Below are 22,716 nucleotides of genomic sequence, written 5' to 3' on the forward strand. Positions count from 1 at the left end.
TTACCTCCCATTTTTTTATTTTAAATATAATTTATTTGATTGTATATTATTTTTGAATATAAAAAAGAGCCCTTTTAAGAGCTCACATAAGTTATTAAATTAATCCTGCTTTTTCCAACTCCATTTTCAAAGCCATTCTTCCCATTTCATCTCTTAATATTACCTTCGCAGATATCTCCTCTAAGTCATCACTAATAGAAAATAGTTCAATTTGACCCGAACCTAAGCTTATTTTTTTGAGAATATCCTCTTCAAGTTTATTGCCTAATTGTATTGGAATCACTACTCCATCATTCTCATCTCCATTACTTGGATAAACACATATCAGTACAATATTATACTCTGGAATATAGCTAACAATCGTTACTGTTGGATTATTTTTTAATTTAGTAACTTTATATTTATCATCTTTTACTACAATTGAAAGTATGTTGCCCTCTTGATAAATTATTTTACATCCCTTATTTTTAAGATCTTTTCCCCAGTCTATTATTTGTTCTCCATAAGTTTTATTACTTTCTCCAACAGAATTTTTTTTTGATATAATCTCTTTTATTATTTCAAATATACTCTTAAAGTTTTCATAGCTTATATTATCAAATGGTGATATCTCTTTTGAAATATTATCTGCAAAATCATTTTTGGATAATGCAATGTTTTTATTTTCATCACTCAAAAGATATATTTCACTATCTAAAATTGATATAGATTTTTCACCACATCTATTTTTATTTACACAAAATCTATCTTTATTATAGTGTATTCCTGAAATATTTGAAAATTCTTTTCCCATGTATAATCTTCTGCTATTAATATCTTCCGTTTGTAATTCTTCATCAGTATAATAATGTTCTATGCTAATTTGAGGGGTATTTTCCCTATGCTTTGGGACTGGAATAACAAATGAGAATACATTATTTCCCCATTCTTTATAGGTAGCTCCTTCTGTTGTAACCTTATTCAATATGTTTGGAACATCTGCATCAAAAATACAAATTATTTTATATTTATTGGGAATTTTACTAAGTTGTTTGCATAATGACATTAGTTCAGTATTTCCCATCTCCGTATCATTGTACTCTAAAAATTTAAAATCATCTTCACAAAACATATTTTTATTGTTTAACTTATTTAATGCTCTCTTTAAATGTTTCCAATCTGTTTTTCCTTCTGTAATAACAAGATTTGTACTTGTTTGTTCCATTATTGTTTTAACACTATCACTTCTACTTCTGACAGTATCACTAATAAAATCTTCTAGAAAATATAACCATATCATTGAATTATCATTTCCAATTAATATTTTTAAATTAACACCATCTTGTCCATAGCTCTTTTCACATTGTAATATATCATTTTTACCTATCAATACTCTATCTCTATCTTCATCTCCATAAAGATAAATTACATCTGATAAATTTTGAAATATTTGTACCTTTAATTTAGAATACATACCAAATCTATTATGTTGCACTTTGTCTACCCCAAAATAATTCACTGTAGATTTTACATAAATCCATTTTCCTTGATATGATTTTAAAATCTTAAAAGCTTCCTGATTATCAATTATAATATATCCGAAATCCTCTTGCATATTTACACCTTCTTTCAATGGTATAAATTCTATATTTGTTTTTAAACTCCTTTTAATTTTACATACTTGTTGATTTTTGTATATAATTCTGCATTAGCATTAAAAATCAAATTTTATTTTTAATATAATTAGTAATAACAGTAATTTTTTATTATAAATTCGACATATCACACTAATTATTATATATAAATTTTTTCGTTCATGAATAATACACCAATACTAGTTCTTTTATCTGCCAAATACATTCCGCAAGCACATAAAACACTACTGTATTCTTAGCTCTTTTCTTATACATAACACTTTCATCTTCAGAAGCTCCCATCCTTATAAAACAGTAAATCACTCTTAACCCAGCACCTACTCTAATGAGCATTACAAAAGCATCTGCCATTTCTTTTACTAATTCCATTACCTTTTAAACGCTCCTTTTGCCATTTGTACTAAACGTACAGATTGATATACATTTCCCATAAGTCCTGCCCCATGTCCACCTGATACAATAATAAATTCTTGTAAGAACCTTGGAGTTTTTATAGCAAGCATTAAGGCTGCTACTCCCCAAAACACATGTGTATTAAGCATTAAAGCTACTCCCACTTTTGCTAGAACTATTTGTACTAATACTGCTAAAGTGGATTGAAAGAACTTCTGAACATATGTCCTGAAGACTCCCTTATCTGCATCTAATAATCCAACACAAGCCACTGGAAGACCTACACGAAGTATTAATATCTCCATTCCTCTCATTAGAAATTGAAGATACAAAAGAAAGAAACATATAAAAAATATCAGTGAAATAATGGCTGTAAAAAGTCCTGCACTGGATATTCCATTAATTATGGCTGTAAAATCTGTTACCATGCCTTTGCTTACTGCCTTTATCAATTCATCTGTTAAATCTTCAATAATTTGACCTAACCAACTATAAAGAGTTGGAAAAGATACTGCTATTGCTAATGCTTTAAAAAATCCTGTAAGCATAAGTATAGGATCTGCATCAGCATCTCCTTCTGTCCAAAGAATGTATTGCTCAAAGCCTTTCTTTAAAAATTTCAGTACTATTAGTGAAACACCAAAACCAAAGAAAATATTGAATACTTCTGTTAAACCATTAGTTCCTAGCATTGTATCCATATATCTTTCTGCATATAAAGCAATAGGTACTAAATCATTTAATAATGAGTTTACATAGGCAAGACAACCACTTAATATTCCTGCAATCAAAAGCACTAATAAATATTCCAAATCATCACCTTCCTCTCCAATTTTTAAAGGGCTTAGATTTTATAAACATAAGCCCTTTAAATGGATTTATCTTAGCCCTTGAAATTAAACATATCTTTAACTTTTTGAGTTAGAGTAGGAAGAATAGTATCTTGAAAAAGAATATACAACCCTGCAAGAATTAATGCTCCAATTACAACGGACATTAAGATTTTTACCGCTGTATCAACAAAGCCCTCACCGCTTTTGCTTGTGAGAGCTTTCTTTGCCTTTCCTACCATATTCATAGCCCTAATTTGTGTTCTTAATACTAAATTTTTCATATTATTCATTCCTCCGTAAATTTTATTATTATAATTTTTTATTAATTATTTGTAGTAACCTACAATAAGATTTAATGTTGCTGAACCTAACACTGCTCCAATACATGAAACAATTGCTACGACTATTCTGTTGTTCCATTTTTTCTGGTCCATTTCATCTGCTGCACTTCTTCTAATGCAGAAATATATGATTAAAAGTCCTGATAATACAGGAGCAAGTATCATTAACCAAGTGGTAGTATCATTAATTAGCTTTTCGGTACCTTTTACAAGTTGGCTGTTTCTAACATCATCTGCTGCATAAACTGGTATTGAAATCATACTAACTGTATAAACAGATACTAAAGTTAGTAATATTTTTTCTTTTGTCTTTTCTAAGAAGTCTCTAATCTTCTTCAAAATAATCATCTCCTTTCTCATTTCCTGTTACATAGCTAATTCTTTGAGGTTTAGCAATCTTTTCTTGCAACCCTATTGCTGAATTTTTTACAATACTTAATTGCTCATTAGCCGTGTAATAAAGCCATACTCCCCACAAATCCATATCTTCCATACTTGCACTTCTTACTCTCCTTCTATTTTCTCTTAGTTCTCTTACCTTTCGATTATGTTCCTTATCTCCTAACCCAAAGATTTTATTAAATTGCCATTTTGATAAGTCTGGAGAATACATAATTGCAGGATTATTTCTGGATGTAATCAAGCTATACGGTCTTGAAACAAGTCTTATTTCATCAACTGAAAGCAAAGCTCTATGAGTAAGATTAATGCTATGTGAACTTGATGGAGCGCTATATTTTCCATGAGAAGCACTTAATGAATAAGTAGCTACTGTATAATTTCCCAATTTCTTGGATATTTCATCTAAGGTTTCAAGATCATCCGCCTGAAGATAAATCCAATTTTCACAGTTGCCCTTTATGGTCTTCGCCACCTCCTTTCCATATTTATCATCAAGTTGTGCAAAGCTCTGTAAAAATAAATTAAACCTAATTCCTCTACCACCACCAACGGTAAGCTTATTTGAGAAATCAGGTATTTGAGCAAAGTTTCCAAATTCATCAAGCAAAAAGTTTACTCTATTTTTTAATCTACCACCTCTTTCATCTGCACTTTTTACAAGTTCTATATATTGCTGTGATACAAATAAACTTGCTAAAGAATAGTACGTTGTTTTTTCATCAGGAAGAATAATAAAAATAGCTCTTTTCTTATTTCCAGTTTCCCTCGGATTATAATCACTTACATTAGTCATAGAATTTATAAGTGGATTAGTAAAAAGCCTTAAAGTAGTAAGAGCTGCTGTATAAAAACTTCCTCTTGTTTTACTTGGTGCAACTTCTGATATAGCAAGCAAAGCTTTAGCAGGGTGTGTAGGACTAAGTTTTTTCACATACTCCACTATAGGCATTGAGTTTCCTACAACCTTGCACATTTCACTTATGAAATAATAAACATTTGTCATATTTTGATATTTTCGATTTTTTCCTTCTTTATTGTCATAAACAACGCTCATAATTGCACTGGCAATAATACTGGCTTCACCATCTGTCCATATCCTTTCACCCTTTGGCTCACCTACAAGCTGAGAAGTTAAATCCCATGTAGCATCAATAGCTTTTGCTATATCATTATTATCCACTGCTTCAATTACAGGCTCTAAAAAATTATATCTATCACTCTTTAATGGATTCTTAAAATCTATAGCAATGACTTCATATCCAAACCTTTCTAAAAAAGGATATGTATATTGATATAACTCGCCCTTAGGATCGCTTAAAATCATACTTTCACCTGCAAGAGCTATATTTCCTATACTTTGAAGTACCACTGTTCTTGTTTTTCCTGAACGTGTTGCACCAATACATAAACTGTGAACATCTTCACCAATAAAGAATATTTTTTCTTTACCACCTTCCTTTCTACAGCCAAGTACTACACCACCCTGCGGTAAAAGAGCTTTGGAACATTTACGAATGATTTTGGTGGTTTCATTTATGTTCTCAGCATTTCTTTCTTGTTTTTCCAATGTTGATTTTTCTTGAATTTCTTCTTGCTTTTCTTGAATTTCTTCTTGCTTTTCTTGACCTTCTTCTCTCTCATTTTTACATTCACCTCCCTTCAAAATTTCTTGTAAGTCATCATAGCCTTGCTTAATTAATGTTTTAACTGTGCTGTCATTGGTATTTAGAATAAAGCTCTGAAAAGCTGTATCCTTCTCTTTTTCTGAAAGCCATTCTGCTGAACCAAACTGTTTCTGCCCTGCTGATACTGGTGTAGAAATTTTAGGAGTTATTTGCTTTAATTCACTTTGGTAAGGCTTGTTATTAGCTACAAAGAAGAATATTGCAAATAAAACTACAAAGCCATTTAGGCATAAAAAAAGCATCAAGTGTTCTTTACTTGATGCTATGCTTTCTAAACAATATTTAAAATTTGGTATAGACAAAGCTGTTCTTTTCTTTGTAAGTACTAAATGTAAGTTAGTTGAAAAATAAGTATTGAATAATAATCCCCCCACTATTATCAGCAAGGAAATGACTAATTTTTTCTTTTTTGATTTCACGTTATTACTCCTCAATTTTGTTTTTGGGCATAAAAATAAGACCTACACATAGTAAGCCTTTATAGTTGAATTATAATATGATATGGATAACTGTAAATATATTTTAATTATCCCAATTAAGAAATTCCTTAAGTTCTTTATATTCTTCCTTATTTTCTTTTCTTATTGCATTTTTTAAAATATCTTCCTTTAAATCAACTAATTTACCATCTTCAAATTCTAGACACTCACTATAATTTTCTAATATAAATAATGATAAATGCCTTGGTAATCCAATGTTTTGAAGCTCAATCGTTAATGAATCTATTGTTCCATACTCTAAATATTCAGCCCAATTTGCTCCAACATTTTGCTTTCCATATTTTTCAGAAATAATTAAATAATAATTTAAAAAATAATTTTTCAACTTATATCTTAAAGCATTGTCAATATCAGAAATTAAATTATTGATAACAATATTTATATGTCTACGATTGTTTCTATTAAAATTAATATATTCTGTCTGATCCCAAATAACTCCTCTTTCTGAATAATACTTAATTAAATTAACAATAATTAGATTTAACGGAATCCCCTTCATCCATGTATACATTAATACTGCAAAATAATTAAGTCTTGAACGATCTTTAACTAATGGATTACGTCCCCCAGATTCTTCTTGTCCCCAATTATATAAATCATATAACCTATTAAGCATAGCTTTACATGTCTCAGTAGTTATGCTATCTGGGAATGCAGGATCATTTATTTCTAAATTCCAGACTTTGTTCTGATACATAGGTTTAATCGCTGAACATTGCTCTAAAATATATTCTGACACTAAGTTTTGTTTTTCTACTTTTACTAATATTTGCTTAGCATTCGCATTTTTCTTTAAAAAATTACTTATTAGAATAGAGTCATTATTTGTTACTTGATGTATAAAAACTATGTTAGCGTAGTGATTCCAGATCTCCTTTTCAGTTTGAGATGCGTCCTTTCTTGTAAATTCAGTATCCTGTAATGAAAATCCAATGTTTTTATAGAAATTTTTTTCACCAGAAATAACATATGGAACTACTTTCTTAATTTTTTTATTTCTTACGACTTCTAAATCTTTTTGTATATCATCCCATCGATTTTTCTTTTGCACAGCTCTAACACAAATAATATTACCACAAAGTTCTTTACTCAATCTTCCTGCACGCCCTGCCAGATTCCAAAAATCTATATCTGTAAATTTTGTCATTCCAATTGCATTACTAAGAATAAAAATATTTTTTGCGGGTAAATTTACACCTTCCAATAACGTCGATGTACAAAACATATAGTCAATTGCTTTCTCCTTAAATAAATTTTCTACCTTTTCTCTGATTCTCTGTGGCAATCTACCAAAGTGAAATGCAACTCCTTTTTTTAAACAATCAATTAGATAATACTCTTTATGTACATAAGTTTTTATCAACTCAATAACTGCATCTATTCTATAGTCACTTATTTCTGGCAATGTATTAGCAAACTCCAATGCAAAATTAATTGTATCTTCCACCGTATTACAATAAACTATATTTTTACAGCCCTTTCCTAAATAATTTATCATTATATTTAGTTTATTTGTTCTAGAAACTGATAGACTAGGTAATTCAATTTCTTTTCCATATTCAGAAAAAAATAATGCTTTATTATTTATAAGATCTATAAAAAACCTATTTTGTGCTACAGGTGATTCTTCAATAACCATTTTTTCATCTGAACTTTTTTCAAACAATTGTAAAAATACTTCTGCATTAGGTATATTGGGAGACGCAAAATATAATTTGATACTCTTTCTTTCTGCAAGCAAAACAGCATGATAATATAAAGGGGAACGTGAGTCTTTTTTTGCAATAATCTTTTGTGCCTCATCAATAAACATATAATTAATTATTGGATTATCTTTATCTGCCAAATAAGAGATTAATCTCTCTGGTGTAAACACAAAAATATACTTATACTCTTTGCGTTTAAATATCATTGGAACCACAGGATGTGATAACACTTTATATTTTTCATTATTTATTTGAGCTTTTAACTTATTAGAAACTTGGTTTATTAATGCCCTAGTTGGCACTAAAACAACTACATTATCAACTCCATGCCGTTCAGTAATAATATAATTGATAAAAGCTTCCATTATGAAAGATTTACCAAATGAAGTTGGTCCAGAAAAACTGTAATGATTATTCCTTTTTAACGCCTCATAGAGCTTATATTGCGGATCTGTAAAAACAAATCCTTCATATGGTGATTCCTGAAAAGTTTTCTTTACAAACTTCTCCATAACAATTTCAGGTGTGCCAAAATTGTTTTCTTCACCTATCGCTAATTCTAAAGATGGAAAGTTTCCCAATTTAGTTAATACAGTATTTGCATAAATCTTATATTGAATATCTGTATTATAAAACTCATATAACAAACTTATTACTTTGTATGCCTTATTTCTACCATCTGCTGATTCTGATCTACATAAAATATCTGCGAATCTTAAAATATCGTTATACTCTTTTTCAGATAATTTAATATTTCTGTCAGACTTAAAAAATTTATATGCGTATTTAGTCTCAAGTTTTTCCAGTAATTCTTGAAAATAAGGGTCTTCTAACGCTCTTCTTGATAGTGAATCTATCCATTTCATTTTGTCAATTCCCCCATTACCTCTTTTCTTTTTTTATTCATATCCGTAAATGGAAGAACATAAATATAAAAATTATGCCCTTGCAATTCATATTCATCAATTTTCTTTATAATATGCCCTAATCTTTTACTTACTTCTTGATCTATAAGTTTTTTAATCTTATCCCTAAAAAGATCGTTTGGCATTTTTTTATCTTCGTTTGTTACTTCGATTTGAAATCCAACGAAAATTCCAAAGGCATCATCAACTTCAAATTCATTATCTTTCTGAGGATATATAAGCTGTTCGATAAATTTTTTTTCTTTATCAGAAAAAGTTTCTTTTGTTAAGTTATCACTAATTAATCCTCTTTCATATATAATACCACTTTTAGAATTTCCTTTTTCATTAATGCCATTCTTAAATTCATAAATTGATTTAAATGCATCTGATATTGCAGCTGTTAAATCCTCAATTGTCTTTGCTTCTCCAAATATTAGTTGATAATTTCCGTTAGATAGTTCTATAAAATGTATTCCATCCGCTCCATTAACATAATGGCTTGTAGATGTTTTGAGTTCTAATTTAGTTAATATTTTAGGCGCATGCAAATGTGATTCTAAAAAGCAATACAATAACACCTCGCCTAGTTCACCGTTATTTCTAGCATAGTCAACAAATTTTTCTCTTGCCTTTTTTGACAAAGTCATAGGGCGATTACTATATTCTTCTTTTACTTTTCTTGAAATAGAGTAATCTGCAATTGGCTCTAATAAATTTCTTGTAAGCAAATCATAATTAAACTGATTAGCGTTTATTTTCATTACAAATAAACTCAATTTATTTTTCCCATATTTATCAATATCCTTTGTCCACAATTCATCAAATGAATCCAAAAACTCCACCCCTGATAAGCTAAGTTCCAATTTGTATCCCCCCACTAAGCATTTAACTATTTTATTTAGTGTACATATTTATATAACATTCTATTAATACATGCTAATATTTTACCATAAAACAGCAGTTTTTTATATATTTGATACATTTTTTACATTTCTTGAGCATTTTCTTTATCCCATCTAAATCCTTTTCCTTTTGCTTCTTCTATTGCTCTTTCCTTTTGTGCTTGTCCCTCAAGTGCTGTTAAAGGATAACGTCCTTGATTATAGTTTCTATCCTCTTTAGATAACATTTGAATTGCAGATAACAAAAGTTCCATTCTTGCTTGTAGTTGTTTTTTAGTTGCTTGCTGCTCATTTAATGTAAAAGCTTTAAGGAGTGCTTCTTTAGTAAACTGCTCTGGAGGATATAGCTTTCTATTTCTACATTTTTTACCGTTAGAGGTAGTAAAGGTAATATATTTTCTTTCATCATTCCAATCTACTTTGTAACCTAGCTTCTCCATATTAGCAATAAATTCTTCCTTGCTTCTGCTACACCATTTACAGTGTTTTACTGCTAAGAAAAGTTCATATTTCCAGCTTTGTTCTTTATCCTTAGCCCTGTGTTCTCCTCTATCTTTATGATTTCCTTTAACTCCATGAACAATGATAAGTCCATAATCTCTACACAGCTCATCAGAGTATTCTTTTAAACTTTCTAACTGCTCTTTTGATAGCTGCCATTTTCGTCCTGTTGCAAAACTTACGGAATTAATTATAAAGTGGTTGTGCAAATGTTCTTTATCTGTATGGGTAGCATATACAACTTGAAAGTCTTTAAATGCTTCATGATCTAAAAGCTTTTTCCCTATTTCATTTATTATTTCAGGAGCAGCTTTATCATGTGGTGAAAAAGACTGTACAAAATGTATAAACTGTCTTCCTGTTTCCTTTTTAAAATTTTGCTTAGTCATTACAAACTCATTAAAAGCAACATCTGGACTACAGTCTTTTCCACCAACTAAATGTGGTTCTGTTTTTACAGGATTTTTTATATAATTAATGGCTCTTTTCATTCCTTTGTAGGTGTTATTTGAAGCATTAATAAACTCTATTACAGCCATTTTCTCACCTTACTTTTTACGTTTCCTTATAGAAACTAAATACTCCCATAAATCATTTAATAACTTATTTACTGATGTTATATCTGCACAATTTATTTTCCCCTGATGACAAAGCATTGTAAGTTGATTAAGATTTGTACCTACCTTTGAAAGCTGATGAGTAAAATCTTTTATTCCATCAATAACTGTAATTTCATTATTTAGTGCTGAAGTTATAACATAATTACTAAAAGTCATATTGGCACTTTTAGCCTTTTTCTTTATACATTCCATCTCATTTTCTGTCATTCTAATATTAGTCTGTAAATTTCTTTTTCTCATCCATTACCTCCTTGCTGTAGAAAATTTTTAAAAGGGGCGTGGGGATTCCCCACTCTTAACAATCTATTGGCTATACCTATAGGAAGCTTGCCCTCACCAAAGCCCATGGCTTTGTTCTTGGTCTTTTGGGTTATTGAAAACAAAGTTTTTCAAAACAAAAAAGTCCACATCATGCGGACTTGCCTAATCATATTATTAATATCAAATTTTATTTTAAGTAATATCTTATAGTCTTCGTTGAACTCATTCCACTTGCTGTATCCTTAATTATTTCATATTTATAGTCTTTAACACTAAGCATCGCATTACATACTGATGGTATCCTGTTTTTCAAATTCATAGCTTTATGAATATTCCCAGATGATATTTCTAAAACTAGCAATCCCTTCTCTAAAGAACTTGCCAATAAACTATTAATATAGCTAGAGATTTCTTCTTTCAGCCCAGTAGCTCTATCTTGGTTATTTGATGTAGATACAAGTTTTTCTCTTGTCTTAAATTTATTTGCTTCTCTTATCTTTTGTGAGTATTGGTTTGCAAATTCGCATACACCTTGCAGTTCATCTTCTGAAAATTCCTCTGGGTTCTCTACCATATATCCTACCTGCCAAAAATACATATCTATTAATTTCATAGGTGGATACTTCACTCCATCTTTTTCAAATAACATTCTACATTTTTCAAACTCATTTTCAAAATCATAATAGAAAGATACCAAATCCTTTATTGAATTCTCACACAATGCTGTATTTTTAAAGCCATGGCTTTTCACAGCATTTATAAAAAATCTATCATAAGCTGGAACTATCCCATAAATGCCTAAGAGTATTTTAGATACTAACGTATCCGTTACTGAAACTGTAGTTTCAATACCATTAATCTCTTTAATGTTACCTACATAAACTTTTATAGTGTCCTCAATTAAATCATTCAACCCATCAATATCCCCTTCGTCAATTGGAGCTACTTGCATAGATGAATAGTATTTTTTATATTTATCATTCATTGCAACGTCTCTGATAAAATATTCATGTATCCTATAGTCCTTTTGCAATAAGAAGGTTCCACCTCTCATCATTCCCCAACTAGCTAAATAAAATGCCAAATGTAAACATGAATAGTCAAATAGATTCTCATCTGCTAAATTTCCTTTATGTTTAATGAAAAAGTTATTACAGTGCTCCCAAGACTTAAAACGATGATGTTTATCCCTGACAGATAATAAATGATATTTGGATATAATTTCGTATATCAAAGCATTCTCCCCCTTCAAATCTATATTTTGATTATATCATCTATTACCTACCATCACTATATATTCTGACGGTTATTGGGAAAAACCTTGTTCCACCTCTGCAACAATATTATTCCCACAACAAACTTCCTGTTGCTTAAAACTATTTTTAAGATTTAAAAGTTGCTCATTAAAATCTTTACCTTGTGGTAAATGTCTTACTATCTTATATCTATCCCTATATTTCTCTCTTATCTGCTGACATGCAAAATGCCCTGATTCGTCATTGTCGAGGCAGAGCATTATTTTAGTGATATTAGGATTTTCTTTAAGATAATATTCAAGAGCTTTGTCAGCAACACCACCAAGAGAAATACAATGGCTTTTAAAATCTTTAATATCATGCTTCTTAATTAATGTTAAATAACTCATAAGATCAATAGGAGCTTCAAATACGCATACTGTATCATTGGTTCCTGAGCTACAAAATGGATATGTTTTATCTGAATTTTTCACATCGCATCTAAAAGACTTTCCTGTAGTGTTGGTACTTCTTATACTTGCATATTTAGCCTGTCCTTCCTTATCATATCCTACAAAAATACAGCTTCCATATTTATTTTCATAAAGCTTATCTCTCTTTACAAAATCATAAACTATTTCTTTGTCAATATCCCTTGTGTTTATGAGATATGCGAATATATGCTTAAAGGTACTACTTTTCTCTGGAAGAATAAATTCTCCTTTTTCTTCTTCTTTATTTTCAATTTTAGGTGGTGCATATCTTACAATTTCATTCTCTATATTAAGTAACTTCTTTATTGCTTCTACCCACGTTTTTCCTTCCATTTCCATAACAAATTGAATAGTACCACCACCCATGTTTTTAGAAAACCAATTCCACTTATGACCATTTCCATGAATATATAAACCACCATAGCCTTCAATTTTAAAGGATCTTGGAGTAACTTGTTTTACTGCATACCCCATACTTTCAGCATAACTTATAATATTTACACTATCTGCAAGAGCAATTTGGTTATCGGTAAATCTCAATTTTTCTCTTCTCATAAAATTCACCACTCCTATAGCATGATTTATTCAAGCTCCCATTCTTCATCTTCAATATCCATAGAATAACCAATTTCTGCTTCCTTTGTAACTTCTACAATTTCAAAAGGTTCATAATTTGCTCTTGCCTGTGTATTCCTTGGCATATATCCCTTTTCTGCCATTGAAGTATATTTTGTATCAGCCACTATAATGTGATCATGTATTCTAATTTCTAATGGATGAAAAATATCTACAAGTCTTTGTGTCATGTTTTTATCTTCAGCGGATGGCATTATTGAGCCTCCTGGATGGTTATGTGCTATAATCATTGATTTACAATCACAATCTAAAGCTTGCTTTAATATCTCTCTTGGATAAACTATAGCCTGTGATATTGTTCCTTCTGATACCACACTGGAATGAATAATATTATTTCCTGCATCTAAAAAAGCAACCATGAACTTTTCTTTGTCTTTCTTACCACTAAGTAAGGGTACAAAGTAAGCTCCTGCTTGCTCTGGAGATGTTATCTTTATTTTATTTTCACTTTCATGGGACTTTAATAGATTATAAGAAGCAATAAATTCATTCAGTAATCCTATCTTTTGAAGCTGTTTTTCATTAGGATCTATAATACGTGGATGTTCTAAAATATTAAATGGACTATTATCTCTGGCATAGTCCTGAACCTTTCTCATAGAAAGACCAGTTAGTGTAGTTAATCCTTTTAAAAAACTTTCTGTATGTGGCATACTCTTCATTAAATAACACCTCCATTCTTTTCATTTTCTTCTTCTAAAGCTTCAATAATTTGCTCTAAACTTTCAAGTTTTTCTAATATCTCATAGGGTAAATCCATTAATTCAATATCTTTTAGAAAATTATCTATTCCAAAGTTTTCAATGTATCCTGTAATTTTTTCTTCAGTATCAATGTCTAATTCAAGAAGTTGTGCTACCAATGAACTGATGTATTTATAGCTATATAAGTCAATTCTTTTTTGCTTAGTCATTTTTTCATCACCTTTCTATAATATCTAATTTCAACTTTTACTCAAAAAAAGACCTGTCAAACGACAAGTCTTTTTATTTATAAACATGTACTAAATAGCACATCATTATTTGGTTAAGCTCTACGCTGCGATCTACTTTATCACATGCTCTACCAACTGAGCTAACTCCCCGTAAATACCGCATAGAGCTATTATTATGAATAAAATATTCACAAAACACCACTTCCCTTCGTATTTATCCTTGAGAATTGTAATTAAGTTACCAATGGTAGACCTAACTGTTGATTCTCCAATTAAAATGAGAATATAAATACTTATGGTTGTTAGTGCGGGGAGTGAAGGACTCGAACCCACGACCTTGGCAAACAAATTTAACTATACATAATTATATAACTTTCTTTTAAAAATATCCAGTCATCTGAAAATTTATACCGCCATTTCATCCATTTCTTCTTCATCATTTTCAATTTCATTTGTTTCTTCTTTTTTATCAGTAAAGGTATCTTCATCTGCTAAAACTTCCTCACATTTTTTGTTCATATCAAGAAGTGTATTAAGTTCAAATTGCCTTGCAAGCCTTACCTTTAGTTCTTCTTCATACTGAAATGGCTTTTCATATTCAATCTTGGATTGCTGTAGGTTTCTTTGATACTCTTCAATTTTACATTCAATTCTGTTTAACTTATTTTCAAGATTATTTAGAGCATTTTCAACCCTTATCATATTCCCATGTGCACTATCTCCAAGTTCTACAGTATATTTTGAGTTGCCATGAAGTATAAGGTCTACTTTTTCATAAAATACATTTCTTCTTAACATTAAATCAAAACCTCTAAAAGTACCAATATGACGTTCTTCTCCTTTTGCAACTTTTGAGGATAAAGCTTCAAGCATTGTGCCTGCCTTTTCTCTCTCATCAAATAACTTACCATTAAGAGTAATTGAAAAGTCTTTACTTATGCTCATATCACGTCTATTAATATCCTTAATAACACATTCAAGCTGCTGTTTTGCTTCATTTATAATCTTAGGATATTTAAAAGTAAAGTTATCCTGCATAGTATATTTTTGATTATCATAGGCAGATTTTAATACTCTAAGTCTTGATACTTCGTTATCAATATCCATCTTTTCTTTAATCAATGGATTACCTGTTGCAAGAGCTTTTACTTCTGCATAAGAAAGCACTGTTTCATCTACATCCTCACAATTTCTTGCAACGGATTTTGAAGTCATAATTTGAGAAATAAATTTTTGTTTTTGTTCAACTATCTGCCACAAGTAAGAATCAAAGGTATTCTTAGTAACATACCTATAAATATTAACTTCACTATTCATATTCCCTTGTCTTAAAATTCTTCCCTCACGCTGCTCAATATCACTTGGTCTATAAGGACAATCTAAATGGTGAAGTGCTATAAGTCTATCTTGAATATTGGTTCCTGTCCCCATCTTAGGTGTGCTTCCTATAATTACTCTTTTATTTCCTGACCTCATATCAGAAAATATTTGCTCACGTTGAATTTCATTTTTAGCATCATGAATAAAACAAACTTCATCTTCTGTAATTCCTCGCCTTACAAGCTCTTGTTTTACATAATCATAAACTGAAAAACGCCTATCACTATTAGGCGTTCCTACATCACAAAAGACTATTTGAGCTCCTTTTATATCCTGTGATTTTAAGTATTCTTCATAAATATTTTCTATACATTGGTTAACCTTAGAAGCAGGATCATTTACAGCATTTATATCTAAAAGCCTTGGATCTGTACCAAGTAATCTTGCTTCATTTGTAATTTTAAGCATATTATCACGAGAAGGATCCACCATACCATTTCTTATTCTCTCTGCTCTTTCCACAAACTCCATCATCGCATCTTGAATAAACTCATTTGGCTCTGAAGCTGCAAGGATATATTTATCATCTTTTAATTTTGGTATTGGAAGTTGCAGCATATCTGATGTTTGCACGTCTGCTATATTCTTAAATAAAGTCATTAGCTCTGGTAAATTTGTAAATTTAGAAAATCTACTTCTAAATCTATAACCTGTCCCTTCTGGTGCAAGTTCAAGAGATGAAACAACTTCACCAAAGCTTGCTGCCCAAGCATCAAAATGATGAATACCTCGTCTTTCTAACTCATGGTTTTGAAGATATCTTTGCATAACATACATCTCAGTCATAGAGTTTGAAATAGGAGTTCCTGTGGCAAAAATTACTCCTTTGCCATCATTAACTTCATTGATATACTGACACTTCATTAACATATCGCTTGCCTTTTTAGCTCTAGTATTTGAAATGCCTGCAACATTACGCATTTTAGAGAATACTGCACAGTTTTTATAATAATGTGCTTCATCTACAAACATACAATCAATACCTAGTTCCTCAAAATTAATAACATCATCTTTTTTAGAAGCATCTAATAACGCTTTTAGTTCACTTTCAAGCCCCTTTTTAAACTTCTCCATTTGCTTTATAGACCAGTTTTCACCACGCTCCCTTTTAGTTTGCTCAATAGCATAAGTCATTTGCTCAATCTGATAATTTAACATTCTCTCCTGTCTTTCCTTAGATATTGGTATTTTCTCAAATTGACTATGCCCAATAATAATTGCATCATAAGCTCCTGTAGCAATTCTACTTACAAACTTTCTTCTATTTTGCTTTTGAAAATCCTTTTTAGTAGTTACAAGAATGTTGGCTGATGGATAAAGTCTTAAAAACTCTGCTCTCATCTGCTCTGTTAAATGGTTAGGTACTACAAATATACTCTTCTTAGCAAGTCCTAATCTTTTAAGTTCCATACCACTTGCTATCATTTCAAAGCTTTTCCCTGCACCAACACAGTGGGCAAGTAATGTACTTCCTCCATAAAGAATTCTTGCTATGGCATTTACTTGGTGTTTCCTAAGTTTAATATCAGGATTCATTCCTGGAAAAGTAAGATGTGAACCATCATACTCTCTTAATCTGATGTTATTAAAATTTTCATTATAAAAATCAACATATTTCTTTCTTCTGTCTGGATCTCTGAATAACCAGTTTTTAAACTCTTCCTTTAATTGATTTTGTTTTTCTCTTGCCAGCATTGTTTCCTTTTGATTTAAAACATATCTTACAGTATCACCATCTTCTATTCTATCTTTTACGGTAACCGTTCTAAGATTTAAACTTTCCTCACTGATATAATAAGCGTTAATTCTCTTTGTTCCAAAGGTTTCTGTGGCTGCTATAGAATTACCATCTGCACCTTTGTTTTCTATACTCCAAGAAGCATTATAATTATTGTAATGAACTTTTATTTCATTATTTGAATATCGTGAATTTGAATTTTGAAAGTATCTTGGTGTTCCTAAAGTTTCATAAATAAATTTTTCCATATCACTTTCTTCAATCCAAGTAGTACCAAGTCTAATATCAATTTCACTAGCTTCAAGTTCCTTAGGTTGCACTTGCTCTAAAGCTATTACATTACCTGCAAATAATGCTCCATTAGTTTCTGCATATACTTTAGCAATTCTAAGTTTTTGCCTTACATTTCCACTTAAATATTCATCTTGTGGTTCCCATCCTTTTAAAATATCATCCTTATAATAATGTTCAGGATTTAAAAAGATTTGTCCTTTTAACTCTTCTATAATATTTTCTGGTGTACTATCATAAAGCTCTAACATTAAAGACAAGTCCACCTTACCTTTTTCATTTAAGCTTACAGTTAGTGCTTCAATAGCTGTATCAACTTCTGTAATTTTCTCTAGTGGTCTAATTGTCTGCTTTGTAAACATATCAGCCTTGGTAACTTTATTAGCTTCATCAACAACTTCTAATGAACATAAAAGAGGATAATCATTATCATCTCTAAAAGCTGTATTATTAGCTCTTGAAGTAATATAACCATATTTTTTAACAAAGCTATCATAATTGCTATTTAAAATAGCTTGCTTTTCCTTTAATTCTGTTTCAGTACATCCATTGGTTTGAATATCAATAATTTCTCTTGTAATTTCTCTAATACCATGAAGCCCTTTAATACGTTCCAATGTTTTACCTATTTCATCAATCCTTCTCATGGAAGCATTTTCACGATAATATAAGTTATCTCCAACAAAAGTGTATGTGTAATTCCTTATATTAGGGTCAGCAGGTATTTCATCTTGTGAATTAATATCTTCTCTCTCATAACTACCTATATCAGCATTAAGATTTTCAATAGTCTTATGCAGTGATTCTTTAAGGTCAAAGTTTTCATCCTCATTAAATAATGCTGTATACTTACTTCCTTCCCCATACATTCTTTGGTCAAAAAGCATTTTTCCAAGAAGCATATCAGGGTTATCAATAAAATACTCATTTACAGGAACTTTATCCTCTGTTAATCCTACATGCAGCCAGTTAGGTTCATTTACTGATACCCTTTCACGTTTTTGCAAAAATATAATATCCGTTGTAACATCAGTATTTGCATTTGTTTTAAAGGCTGTGTTTGGAAGCCTTATTGCTCCTATTAAATCAGCTCTTTCAGCGAGGTATTTTCTTACTGAGCTATTTTCTTTATCAAGAGTTCCTTTACTGGTAACAAAGGCAACTATTCCTCCTGGTCTTACTTTATCTAAAGCCTTGGCAAAGAAATAATCATGGATTAAGAAATTTTGCTTATCATAATTTGGATCATGGAGTTTGTAATCTCCAAAAGGAACATTTCCAATAGCTACATCAAAGAAATTATCTGGATAGTTAGTTTCTTCAAAGCCTTGAATTTTAATATTTGCCTTCTGGTATAGCTGCTTTGATATTCTTCCTGATATATCATCAAGCTCTACTCCATAAAGTTTTGAGCCTTCCATACTTTCTGGTAAAGTAGAAAAGAAATTTCCTACCCCCATAGATGGCTCTAATATATTACCTGACTTAAATCCAAATCTCTCAAGTGCTTTATACATAGCCTCAATAACTATTGGTGAAGTATAATGAGCATTAGGTGTAGATGCTCTAGCTGATGAATATTCCTCAGGTGTTAATAAAGCTTTAAGCTCTGCATATTCACTATTCCACCCACCTGCATTTATATCAAAAGCTTGTGGCATACCACCCCATCCAACATACTTTGCAAGTATCTTTTGCTCGTCAATCGTTGCAAGTCTATTTTCTCCTTCAATAACCTTTAAAGTTTTTATTGCCTCTACATTATTTCTAAACTTTGTTTTAAGCCCACCAACTCCAATTTCATCTTCTGGACTATATTTATAATTTATAGGTTTATGTTTTTCTATAGTTTCCTTTTCTTCATTTGTTTTAACTTCTTCTAAAACAATATCTTCTTCATTACCTTTAACTTCTTCTGCTAAATCAATATTGTTTTGATTATTTTCTGGCATAAAAAAAGAGCCACCATTAAGTGACTCAATAACGTTAGTTTGTATTTTATTTTCTATCTGACTTGGTACACTATCTCCAGTAGAACTATTTCTTCTGCTGTCTGTTTCACTTGTTCCCTGTACTTGAAGCTCTCCATGGTGTTCTCTGGATTTGGTATTGGATTTGTTTTCAACATCTGTTCCATTATTAACTCCAGTTTCCCATAGGCTTCCTTGTTCACCTTGTGCATAGTTGGCATCAGTTCCCCCTTCGCTAGAAGTAGGCTGTATCTGTTCGGATGATTTTCCTTCAGATAACTTAGTGCCATCTGTCCGTATTTCCCTAATAGTTTCACGTCTGCTTTCTTGTCCTTGGATATTTGAATCTCTGGATAAAGTATCCCCTCGACTTCCTTGTAATTCATTTTTAATGCTTCTTTCATTATTTCTCTCGCTCCTTTTTTCTCTAATAATTTGGTTTACTTCACTTTCAATTTCTCTTAGAATTTCTTGGGACACACTACAAACCGCACTGCCTAATCGAAAAGTAAGTGCCAGTGTATTAAAATGTGTAATCAATCTAAAGCTATTATCATCATTGTAAATAGGAGATTCTATACCACACCTTTTAGCTACCATATAATGAGTACTTTCAATAATAGTTTGAGTAAAACAGCTTATAAGCCCCTCAATAGGTAAATCTTGAAGCCATGTGTTTTGGGTATCATTTTCAAAGTCTGCAAAGCTATTTTCTAGGTTTGCATTGACCTCCATTTCAACCAATTCTCCAATTATGCTATCTAAATTATTATAAGAAAGGTCATATTTTTTATTAAGCTTGTCTACAAGTGAAGGAGTAATATTATCATTTAAACTCCATAGCTTAGGAATTGTATGTGGTTCACCATTAGTGTCTTTAACATCAAATAAGTACTGAAGCTCTAAATTAGATTTAGAAGTATCAAAAACCGCAATACTCCTTGTTCCTTTATTAATATATCTTCCTATCTTTCTATTCCAGATTTCCATATTAGCAACCATTGTTGCATCTGGTCTTTGGGCATAAATTAATATAGCATTGTCAAAATTGTATTTGTAAATCCTTGATGCAAAGCTTAAAAAGTCTTTCCACTCCGGCTTACTTCCTGTTACAATATCAGTTATCTTTTCATAAATTTCTTTTACTTCTTTGAATCTACTCATTCAAAACCTCCTTCCCTTGTGACTTAAAATATAATTCCAAAGCTTTTTCAATAACATCTTCAATTTCAGACTGCTTTGTTTCAGGTGTAAAGAATTTACTGATAAGCTTAGGTTTTAATTTAATAGATGCTGGCTTATTTACCTTTTCCTTCTTATTTAATTCTCCTGAAAGAATTGCATAAGCTGTTTCTTCATCTAACTTTTTGCTTTCTGAGTAATTCCTAAGTGCTTCTGCTTTTTTCATATCTACTTTGAAGTTATGCTCAGAAATAATAAGTTCTACAATATATTGTTCTTCTTCTGTTAGATATGAAAGAGTTACTGAAGCTATAAAAGGTATTTCTTCCATATCTAATCGGTCTTTTAAATTCTTTATAAGATTGCATATCCTTAAATATCTTGATACTGATCTACCTGAAAGATTATAAGTTTTTCCTGTTTCATCCGCACTTGTCAACTTCTCGCCAACTTGTCGAGAAGTTTCATCATCCTTGATTTCATCAGCTTTTAGCAGTGTTTCTATCTCTTTTAAAATATCTGTTCTTTTTCCTTGTGAAGATAGTGCCTTATGATGCTGCTCTAATGCCGTTGCTCTTTCAGAATGAAGCATATCACTAAAAGAACGTTGCATAAGGTTTGTTTCAGTTACAATAAGCATTGCTTCTTCATCTTCAAGGTTTTCTTTAATTATTACTGGTACTTTCAATAGTCCTGCTGTTTTAGCAGCATTAACCCTGTTATGACCTGATAAAATTTCAAATTCTTCACCTTTAGGTCTTACAATAACAGGAACAATAACTCCAAGTTCCCTAATACTTCGTACTATATTTTCAAAGCGTTCACCATCATATAATTTAAAAGGGTGGTTTTCAAAGGATACAAGCTTTGATATGTCAATTTCAGTTTGATTAGTAACCTCTTTTTCCTCAGTATTTTCTCCAAACATATCTGCCAAACTCATTAACTTTTTCTCACTCATATTAACACAACCTCCCTTGCAAACTCCTCATATGCTATTGATACTTTATTCTTAGGATCATATTCTATGGTACTTTTACTTTTCATATTAGCTTCTCCAACCTTTACTGATGTTGGTATCTTGCTATTAAATATGTTAACACTATTCCCATATGCTTCTTGTATAATTGATAGCACTTCCTTTGATAGTTTCATCCTTTCTGCATACATGGTAAGAAGTATTCCATCCACTTCTATTTTAGGGTTAATTCTCTTTTTTACCCTTATGATATTTCTTAATAACAACTCCAAACCTTTAGCAGAAAGATATTGAGGAGTAACAGGTATAATAACACTATCACAGGCTGCAAGAGCATTAATTGTTAGCATTCCAAGTGATGGAGAACAGTCAATAATAACATAATCATAAGCTTCTTTAATTTCATCAACGATAGACTTTAAAACAAGCTCTCTACTCATAACATTAACAAGAGCTATTTCTATTGCCGATAATTCCAAGTTACAAGGAATAAGATCAATGTTTCCTACTGAAAGAATATATTCATCTTTTTCAGGTAGATTTTTTTCTTCAATAGCCAGTGCCATCAGATTATAAATTGTTGTGTTGATATTATCAGTGTTGTCATAGCCAAAACATACAGTTAAACTGCTCTGAGGGTCAAAATCTATCAGTAAAACTTTCTTTCTCATTTCTGACAGAGCATATCCTAAATTTAAAGCTGTTACAGTTTTCGCTACTCCCCCTTTTTGATTAACGATTGCTATTACTTTGCTCATATTTTATCCTCCACCTTGCTAAATTTATTTTTTTCATTCTTATATTTCACACTTTATAGTTTAATAATACACTTTAAAGTTTATTATTACAAGAAATATCAAACTATTTAGTTTGGTTTTATTTGTATTTATTGATAAATCACACTTAAAAGTGTATATTGTTAATAAGGATGGTGAAACTATATGTCTTTAACAATGGGGGAAAAAATTCGTATTTTAATAAAACGTAAAAAAATTACTATATCTGAGCTTGCAGAATTAATTGGAACTACTAATCAAAATTTATCCAACAAACTTACTCGTGATAATTTTTCAGAAAAAGAACTCCAGCAAATTGCTGAAGCTCTTGGGTGTAAATTTGAAGGTTATTTTGTTTTTGAGGATGGGGATAAAATATAGTAAAAGGCTATGAGTTCTAATCTTTAACTCATAG

19 protein-coding genes are annotated in these 22,716 nt (G+C 30.7%); 1 reads left to right on the top strand and 18 read right to left on the bottom strand.

Annotation, left to right across the window (positions count from 1 at the left end; all coding sequences use genetic code 11):
• Window positions 1-94: 94 nt before the first annotated feature.
• From HGI79_RS03565 to HGI79_RS03645, 18 genes are all read right to left on the bottom strand, one after another.
• On the bottom strand, window positions 95-1,594 hold the full coding sequence (locus HGI79_RS03565) for a hypothetical protein (protein ID WP_185649286.1): 1,500 nt from the start codon (window positions 1,592-1,594) through the stop codon (window positions 95-97).
• 199 nt (window positions 1,595-1,793) lie between these two features.
• The gene (locus HGI79_RS03570; protein WP_185649287.1) at window positions 1,794-2,003 is read right to left on the bottom strand and encodes a mercury transporter; all 210 of its coding nucleotides are present in this window, start codon (window positions 2,001-2,003) and stop codon (window positions 1,794-1,796) included.
• Window positions 2,003-2,839 (bottom strand): conjugal transfer protein TrbL family protein, encoded by an 837-nt coding sequence (locus HGI79_RS03575; protein ID WP_185649288.1) that lies wholly within the window; start codon window positions 2,837-2,839, stop codon window positions 2,003-2,005. The genes HGI79_RS03570 and HGI79_RS03575 overlap by 1 nt, the downstream gene beginning before the upstream one ends.
• A gap of 71 nt (window positions 2,840-2,910) precedes the next feature.
• Entirely contained in the window at window positions 2,911-3,141 is a 231-nt protein-coding gene (locus tag HGI79_RS03580; RefSeq protein ID WP_185649289.1) for a DUF6133 family protein, read from the bottom strand.
• Between the two features lie 45 nt (window positions 3,142-3,186).
• The gene (locus tag HGI79_RS03585; protein ID WP_395939503.1) at window positions 3,187-3,498 is read right to left on the bottom strand and encodes an Mbov_0395 family pilin-like conjugal transfer protein; all 312 of its coding nucleotides are present in this window, start codon (window positions 3,496-3,498) and stop codon (window positions 3,187-3,189) included.
• Window positions 3,499-3,526: 28 nt separating this feature from the next.
• Window positions 3,527-5,707 carry a VirD4-like conjugal transfer protein, CD1115 family gene (locus HGI79_RS03590; RefSeq protein WP_185649291.1) on the bottom strand — a complete coding sequence of 727 codons (2,181 nt, stop codon included), beginning with the start codon at window positions 5,705-5,707 and terminating at the stop codon, window positions 3,527-3,529.
• Window positions 5,708-5,810: 103 nt separating this feature from the next.
• Window positions 5,811-8,360, bottom strand: coding sequence for a DEAD/DEAH box helicase (locus HGI79_RS03595; protein ID WP_185649292.1), 2,550 nt, complete (start codon window positions 8,358-8,360; stop codon window positions 5,811-5,813).
• Window positions 8,357-9,265: a DUF1837 domain-containing protein gene (locus HGI79_RS03600; RefSeq protein WP_185649293.1), complete on the bottom strand. Its 909-nt coding sequence runs from the start codon at window positions 9,263-9,265 to the stop codon at window positions 8,357-8,359. The genes HGI79_RS03595 and HGI79_RS03600 overlap by 4 nt, the downstream gene beginning before the upstream one ends.
• A gap of 122 nt (window positions 9,266-9,387) precedes the next feature.
• Window positions 9,388-10,344 carry a relaxase/mobilization nuclease domain-containing protein gene (locus HGI79_RS03605; protein ID WP_185649294.1) on the bottom strand — a complete coding sequence of 319 codons (957 nt, stop codon included), beginning with the start codon at window positions 10,342-10,344 and terminating at the stop codon, window positions 9,388-9,390.
• A 9-nt stretch (window positions 10,345-10,353) separates the two neighbouring features.
• A complete protein-coding gene (locus HGI79_RS03610; protein ID WP_185649295.1) occupies window positions 10,354-10,665 on the bottom strand; it encodes a plasmid mobilization protein in 312 nt (103 codons plus the stop codon).
• 208 nt (window positions 10,666-10,873) lie between these two features.
• Window positions 10,874-11,920, bottom strand: coding sequence for a hypothetical protein (locus HGI79_RS03615; protein ID WP_185649296.1), 1,047 nt, complete (start codon window positions 11,918-11,920; stop codon window positions 10,874-10,876).
• A 72-nt stretch (window positions 11,921-11,992) separates the two neighbouring features.
• Window positions 11,993-12,970, bottom strand: coding sequence for a DUF3991 and toprim domain-containing protein (locus HGI79_RS03620; protein ID WP_185649297.1), 978 nt, complete (start codon window positions 12,968-12,970; stop codon window positions 11,993-11,995).
• A 26-nt stretch (window positions 12,971-12,996) separates the two neighbouring features.
• Window positions 12,997-13,713 (bottom strand): RadC family protein, encoded by a 717-nt coding sequence (locus HGI79_RS03625; protein WP_185649298.1) that lies wholly within the window; start codon window positions 13,711-13,713, stop codon window positions 12,997-12,999.
• Window positions 13,713-13,964 carry a hypothetical protein gene (locus HGI79_RS03630; protein ID WP_185649299.1) on the bottom strand — a complete coding sequence of 84 codons (252 nt, stop codon included), beginning with the start codon at window positions 13,962-13,964 and terminating at the stop codon, window positions 13,713-13,715. The genes HGI79_RS03625 and HGI79_RS03630 overlap by 1 nt, the downstream gene beginning before the upstream one ends.
• Window positions 13,965-14,390: 426 nt before the next feature.
• Window positions 14,391-19,346, bottom strand: a complete 4,956-nt coding sequence (locus tag HGI79_RS03635) for a helicase-related protein (protein ID WP_395939501.1) — start codon at window positions 19,344-19,346, stop codon at window positions 14,391-14,393.
• A gap of 53 nt (window positions 19,347-19,399) precedes the next feature.
• On the bottom strand, window positions 19,400-19,768 hold the full coding sequence (locus HGI79_RS23635) for a TnpV protein (protein WP_395939502.1): 369 nt from the start codon (window positions 19,766-19,768) through the stop codon (window positions 19,400-19,402).
• 752 nt (window positions 19,769-20,520) lie between these two features.
• Window positions 20,521-21,507 carry a ParB N-terminal domain-containing protein gene (locus tag HGI79_RS03640; RefSeq protein WP_185649301.1) on the bottom strand — a complete coding sequence of 329 codons (987 nt, stop codon included), beginning with the start codon at window positions 21,505-21,507 and terminating at the stop codon, window positions 20,521-20,523.
• Window positions 21,504-22,283 (bottom strand): ParA family protein, encoded by a 780-nt coding sequence (locus HGI79_RS03645; protein ID WP_185649302.1) that lies wholly within the window; start codon window positions 22,281-22,283, stop codon window positions 21,504-21,506. Before HGI79_RS03645 ends, HGI79_RS03640 begins: the two co-directional genes overlap by 4 nt.
• 183 nt (window positions 22,284-22,466) lie before the next feature.
• On the opposite strand from HGI79_RS03645, the gene HGI79_RS03650 reads away from it, so the two are divergent.
• On the top strand, window positions 22,467-22,682 hold the full coding sequence (locus tag HGI79_RS03650; protein ID WP_185649303.1) for a helix-turn-helix transcriptional regulator: 216 nt from the start codon (window positions 22,467-22,469) through the stop codon (window positions 22,680-22,682).
• Window positions 22,683-22,716: the final 34 nt, after the last annotated feature.

Source organism: Clostridium sp. DJ247, assembly GCF_014231265.1.